The sequence below is a fragment of the Streptomyces sp. NPDC059003 genome, assembly GCF_042740445.1.
Lineage (GTDB): Bacteria > Actinomycetota > Actinomycetes > Streptomycetales > Streptomycetaceae > Streptomyces.
Map to the genome: position 1 here is coordinate 1 of NZ_JBHYJH010000327.1, position 5,232 is coordinate 5,232.

Sequence of the window (5,232 nt, forward strand, 5' to 3'; positions counted from 1 at the left end):
GGTCCGGGCAGACCTCCGGCGTCTGGGGCGGCAAGGGCGAGAACGAGCTGGCGGCCCGAGCCGCTAGCATCGGCCAGCACCAGGCGGGCGCCTGCCCGACCCCCAGGCCAGGGAGCGAATCGTGCTGATCACCCACGACACCCGGTGTGCGCTCGACGCCGTGGTCGATCTGGTGAACTCCGCGCCAGACGAAGAGAACGGCGGCAGTGCCGAAGGGCTCGCGGACGTAGCGGCCCTGAGCGAGTTCGTAGCGAGCCACGCGATCAGTGACGTGGGGACGCTCTCGGAGCGGGACCTGGCGGGGGTGCACCACATCCGGGGCCGGTTCGCCGAGGTCTTCGCGGCCACCGATCCGCACCGCGCGGCGACCCTGCTCAACGAGCTCGTCGCCGCGGCGGGCACCACGCCGCGCCTCACGGACCACGACGGCTACGACTGGCACGTGCACTACTTCGCGCCCGGCGCGTCCGTCGCCGACCACCTGGCCGCCGACTGCGGGATGGCGCTCGCCTTCTTCGTCGTCGCGGGCGAGCAGGAGCGGCTGCGCCGCTGCGAGGCGCCGGACTGCCGGCGCGCCTTCATCGACCTCTCCCGGAACCGCTCGCGCCGCTACTGCGACAGCCGCACCTGCGGGAACCGTCTGCACGTCGCCGCCTACCGGGCCCGGCGCCGGGAGGCGGCGGGCCTGGAGCAGGAGGGGCCGCGGCAGCAAGGGGCGCGGCAGGAAGGCCCGCGACAGGAAGCGCGGCGGCAGGAGGCACTACAGCAGGAAAAGGTCGTGCAGTGAGGCCATGAGCAGCAGGCAGCCGATCACCGCCAGGAAGATCATCAGCGGGGGCTGGGAGAGGGCGAAGAGGCAGCCTCGCGGTTCGTCGGCGGTTCCGTGCCCGTCAGGCCGGGCGGGGTCGCTCTGTGTGGTGGTGTCGAGCATCTCGCCGCGATGATGTCGCAGCGCCCACCGCGCGGGCCGCCAACACGCCCGGGTCCGTTGGGAGTTCGCCGCATTCCGTGACCTTGAAGGGCCCGCCGCCCGCACCTGCGAACGGCATCCGTGGATACGCTCGAAATCACTCCTGGATCATGGCCCCGTCGGCCCCTCCGGGATCAGATGCCGTGCTTCTTCAGGATGGCCTCGATGTCACTGAAGTCCTCCCCCGGCGCCGCCTTCTTCTGCTGCTTGGCCGCGGGCCTGACCGCCTGGCCGAGGGAGGGCGCCGACGCGGCCGGGGCGACCGCCTCGCGCTGGGCGGCCTTCTCGGCGGCCCTGCGCTCCTTGCGGGTGCCGCCGGAGCGGCGCTCCACCGAGCGGGTCGCCAGGAACAGCAGCCAGGCCGCGCCGAGCACGCCGAAGCCCGCCCAGGCCACCGGGCTGAAGGCCGTCTCGGCCGCCCACTCGACGGCTCCGGTCATGACCAGGCCCAGGGGCACCAGGGAGTAGGCCGCGAGGCGCGCCGCGGCGAGGAATCGCTTGCGATACGCCATGACGGCGGCAATGCCCAGGCCTGCCGCGGCTACGGCGGAGCAGATGGTCTCGGCAATCATCCCGGTCCTCCAGGCCCGCGGGCGCGGTTCGATGGCGCATGTCTCCCCTCCATCCTGCACCGACGGGGCCGCGATGAGCCACGGCCCCGGGGGGAGATCAGGGAGATATCCGGGTCACCCGTCCTCCCCAGGTGCCGGTCCCGATTGGGTCGGCTTCCCGCAGGCTGGGAGACTGTGCGCATGAACGACTCCTCCACCTCCGGCCCCACCGGCCCCGTCGTCGTCGACCTCTGGTGCGAGCTGCAGTGCCCCGACTGCCGCACCGCCCTCGACGACGTCCGCGCCCTGCGGGCCCGCTACGGCGACCGCGTCGAGCTGCGCCTGCGCCACTTCCCGCTCGAGAAGCACAAGCACGCCTTCGCCGCCGCGCAGGCCGCCGAGGAGGCCCTGGAGCAGGGCAAGGGCTGGGAGTACGTCGAGGCGGTCCTGGCCCGCGTCGAGGACCTCGACCGCAAGGGCGAGCCCGTCCTGGTGGAGGTCGCGGCGGAACTCGGCCTGGACGCCGAGGAGTTCGACACCGCCCTGGTGGACGGCCGGCACATCCTGATCGTCGACGCCGACCAGGCCGAGGGCAAGGCGATCGGGGTCACCGGGACGCCCACGTACGTCGTCGGCGGTGAGCGCCTCGACGGCGGCAAGAGCCAGGACGGGCTGCGCGAGCGCGTCGAGGAGATCACCGACCGCCTGCTCGCACAGGGCTAGCCGGGCCCCGGGCCGGGGGCGGGCGCGGTCAGAGCAGCTGCTTGTACACGTAGTGCGTGACCGGTTCGTAGCCGAGCGACTCGTACAGGCGCAGGGCCGGGGTGTTGCCCGCGAAGACGTTCAGGCCGATGCGGGTCTTGCCCGCCGCCAGGGCCTGGGCCTCCGCGAAGAGCATCAGGGTGCGCCCGTGCCCCCGGCCGCGGAACGGCTCCATGGTCTCGATGTCGTAGACGTAGGCGTCGTCGTCCCGCTCCGCCAGCCACAGCGCGCCCACCTGGTCGCCGTCGTGGAGCAGGACGCTCAGCCGCGCCCCGGGCGTGGCGATCCCGTCCGGGAGCAGGCGGTCGTAGTCCCGTTCGGCCTTGGCGCGCGCCTCGGCCTCGGGCACGCCGCGCTGGATCGACTCCTTGGCGTACTCCTCCTTGGCGCGCGCCACCCACACCACGTACTCGTCCCGCGTCATGGCCCGCGCCCGGGCGCCGTCCGGCAGCGCGGGCGGACGGAGGGGCAGCTGCTTGGCCATGTTGCGGTTGCGCTCCACGTAGCCGAGCGCGGTCGCCAGGTGCAGGGCGCCGGGGGCGGTCGCGGGCACGGCCGCCTCGATGCGGGTGCAGCCCCAGCCGCGCAGCACTTCCTCGGCGGCGAGGGCCGCCACGGTGGCGCGGCCGCGCCCGCGGTCCGGCTCGTCGATGCGCAGGTCAAGGATCTCGGCCACCCGAGGTCCCGCGGCGCCTCGGGTGCCCAGCTGTATCCGGCCGACGGGGCGGCTGTTCACGCACACGTCGTAGGTGCGCGACTTCGCGCCGTCGGTACTCTGCTGGAGCGGCCCGGTCGGCCGCAGGGTCGTGGTCATCACGGGAGTTGTACCCGCCCCACGGCCCCACGTCATCCGATTTCCACGCCGTATGCGGCGCCCTACGGGTCGAGGTCGTCCGCCGCGCGCTCGTCGAAGACGCGCATCGCCTTGACCGTCACCGGGCCCGGTGCGCCCGGCAGTTCGCGGCCGTCGATCCGGTGCACGGCCTGGACGTCGCGCAGCGTCGAGGTGAGGAAGACCTCGTCGGCGCGGTCGAGGACGTCGAGCGGCAGCTCCGTCTCCCGGGCGCCGGTCCACTCGACGGCCAGCGCGCGCGTGATGCCCGCCAGGCACCCGGAGGACACCGGAGGCGTGTGGATCTCGCCGTCGAGCACGACGAAGACGTTCGACCCGGTGCCCTCGCACAGCTGCCCCACCGTGTTGGCGAACAGCGCCTCGCTCGCGCCCTGCGCGGTGGCGCGGGCGAGGGCGACGACGTTCTCCGCGTACGAGGTGGTCTTCAGGCCGGTGAGGGCGCCGCGTTCGTTGCGGGTCCACGGGACCGTGATCACGGCCGTGGAGTCGGGCCTGCGCGGGGCCTCGCCGAGGGCGACGACGAGGGTCGGGCCCTGGTCGCCGCGGTCGGAGCCGAGCGGCGAGAGGCCGCCGGTGTACGTGATGCGCATGCGCCCGAGGGCCATGGGGTTGGCGTCGAGGACGGCGGCGCAGGCGCGGCGGACCTCGTCCAGGTCCGGCTCGGGCAGGCCGAGGCCGCGCGCGGAGCGGGCGAGCCGGTCGAGGTGGCGGGTGAGCGCGAAGGGCCGTCCGGCGACCGCCTTCACCGTCTCGAAGATGCCGTCGCCGACGGTGAGTCCGTGGTCGAGGACGGAGACGCGCGCGGAATCGTGATCCCGCAGGCCGCCGTTGAGCCATATCTTCACGTGGGGGTTCCTCCAGTGTTCTCGTACGTGCCCGACGCCACCGCCAGGAGGCGCTCGGCCTTGAGCTCGGTCTCGCGCCACTCGCCCTCGGGGTCCGAGCCCCAGGTGATGCCCGCTCCCGTGCCGAACCGCAGGACGCCCTCGTCCCGGTCGAGCCAGAACGTGCGGATGCCGACGGCGAGCTCGCCGGTGCCCCGGTCGGCATCGACCCAGCCGACGCCGCCGCAGTAGGGGCCGCGGGGCGCCGTCTCCAGGGCGTCGATGATCCGCAGGGCGCTGGACTTGGGGGCACCGGTGACGGAGCCGGGCGGGAAGGCCGCCGCGAGCAGCTCCGGCCAGCCCGCGCCGGGGCGCAGCTCGCCGCGGACGGTCGACACGAGGTGGACGAGGCCGGGGTGCTTCTCGACGGCGCACAGGTCGGGCACGGTCACGGTGCCGGTCGCGCAGACCCGTCCGAGGTCGTTGCGGACGAGGTCGACGATCATGACGTTCTCGGCGTAGTCCTTGTCCAGGAGGTCCGCCTCGGTCCTTCCGGTGCCCTTGATGGGCCCGGACTCGACGACGCCGCCCTCTCGGCGCAGGAACAGCTCGGGGGACGCGGTGGCGACCTCCACGCCGTGCGCGGGCAGGCGGATCGTTCCGGCGTACGGAGCGGGGTTCCCGCGGGCGAGGAGGGCGGTCAGGGCGTCGATGTCGGCGCCATCGGGGACGGGCGCGGACAGGACGCGGCAGAGGTTGGCCTGGTAGACGTCGCCGGCCGCGATGTGGGCCCGTATGCGACGCACGCCGTCCGTGTACGCGGCGCGGTCGAGCGACGACGTCCAGTCACCCGCTGCGGGGCCGCGCCAGGCGCCGGGTACGGGGGCGGGCACCGGGGCCGCGCGCACCTCGCCGAAGCGGGCGCAGACGAGGCGGCCCTCGAAGTCCGCGCAGACGGCCCAGAAGCCGCTGCTGTCCAGGGCGGAAGGGTCGCTGGTCACGTCCCGTAGATCGGTCGCGACAAGGCCGCCGAAGCGTGCCAGAGGAGACAGGTCGTGCACGGCTGCGAGTCTATGACCGGCGTCGTCGCGGTACCCCGGGCCCGCCGACCGGAGGCGACAGGGCAGCACGCTGCGCAAACGCGTTTTTGTACTGGCCCAGGAATCCGCTAGAGTTCAACACGTCGCCGGGACGCGGAAGCGGACCGGGAAAGACAAGCGGACGTAGCTCAGTTGGTAGAGCGCAACCTTGCCAAGGTTGAGGTCGCCAGTT

The 5,232-nt window shown here is 73.5% G+C and carries 6 protein-coding genes and 1 pseudogene; 2 read left to right on the forward strand and 5 right to left on the reverse strand.

Annotated elements, in window-relative coordinates:
• Positions 1 to 121: 121 nt before the first annotated feature.
• Positions 122 to 685, forward strand: a pseudogene (locus ACFWZ5_RS44635) (CGNR zinc finger domain-containing protein); the annotation flags it as partial.
• A gap of 75 nt (positions 686 to 760) precedes the next feature.
• Here ACFWZ5_RS44635 and ACFWZ5_RS44640 read toward each other — a convergent pair.
• Together ACFWZ5_RS44640 and ACFWZ5_RS44645 are read right to left on the reverse strand one after the other, a co-directional pair.
• Positions 761 to 931: a hypothetical protein gene (locus ACFWZ5_RS44640; RefSeq protein WP_384805336.1), complete on the reverse strand. Its 171-nt coding sequence runs from the start codon at positions 929 to 931 to the stop codon at positions 761 to 763.
• A 173-nt stretch (positions 932 to 1,104) separates the two neighbouring features.
• Positions 1,105 to 1,542, reverse strand: a complete 438-nt coding sequence (locus ACFWZ5_RS44645; protein WP_384805338.1) for a hypothetical protein — start codon at positions 1,540 to 1,542, stop codon at positions 1,105 to 1,107.
• A gap of 180 nt (positions 1,543 to 1,722) precedes the next feature.
• On the opposite strand from ACFWZ5_RS44645, the gene ACFWZ5_RS44650 reads away from it, so the two are divergent.
• On the forward strand, positions 1,723 to 2,244 hold the full coding sequence (locus tag ACFWZ5_RS44650; RefSeq protein ID WP_384805340.1) for a DsbA family protein: 522 nt from the start codon (positions 1,723 to 1,725) through the stop codon (positions 2,242 to 2,244).
• A 28-nt stretch (positions 2,245 to 2,272) separates the two neighbouring features.
• Here the strand turns inward: ACFWZ5_RS44650 and ACFWZ5_RS44655 are convergent, their stop codons facing one another.
• The 3 genes from ACFWZ5_RS44655 to ACFWZ5_RS44665 form a co-directional block, all read right to left on the reverse strand.
• The gene (locus ACFWZ5_RS44655) at positions 2,273 to 3,097 is read right to left on the reverse strand and encodes a GNAT family N-acetyltransferase (protein ID WP_384805342.1); all 825 of its coding nucleotides are present in this window, start codon (positions 3,095 to 3,097) and stop codon (positions 2,273 to 2,275) included.
• Between the two features lie 62 nt (positions 3,098 to 3,159).
• Positions 3,160 to 3,981 (reverse strand): aminotransferase class IV, encoded by an 822-nt coding sequence (locus tag ACFWZ5_RS44660; protein ID WP_384805344.1) that lies wholly within the window; start codon positions 3,979 to 3,981, stop codon positions 3,160 to 3,162.
• On the reverse strand, positions 3,978 to 5,021 hold the full coding sequence (locus ACFWZ5_RS44665; protein WP_384805346.1) for a chorismate-binding protein: 1,044 nt from the start codon (positions 5,019 to 5,021) through the stop codon (positions 3,978 to 3,980). The genes ACFWZ5_RS44660 and ACFWZ5_RS44665 overlap by 4 nt, the downstream gene beginning before the upstream one ends.
• Between the last annotated feature and the right edge of the window lie 211 nt (positions 5,022 to 5,232).

What these genes read in the sequence shown, in the direction of transcription:
- ACFWZ5_RS44640 (WP_384805336.1), bottom strand. Translation starts at nt 931, where the DNA reads ATGCTCGACACCACCACACAGAGCGACCCCGCCCGGCCTGACGGGCAC.
- ACFWZ5_RS44645 (WP_384805338.1), bottom strand. Translation starts at nt 1,542, where the DNA reads ATGATTGCCGAGACCATCTGCTCCGCCGTAGCCGCGGCAGGCCTGGGC.
- ACFWZ5_RS44655 (WP_384805342.1), bottom strand. Translation starts at nt 3,097, where the DNA reads ATGACCACGACCCTGCGGCCGACCGGGCCGCTCCAGCAGAGTACCGAC.
- ACFWZ5_RS44650 (WP_384805340.1), top strand. Translation starts at nt 1,723, where the DNA reads ATGAACGACTCCTCCACCTCCGGCCCCACCGGCCCCGTCGTCGTCGAC.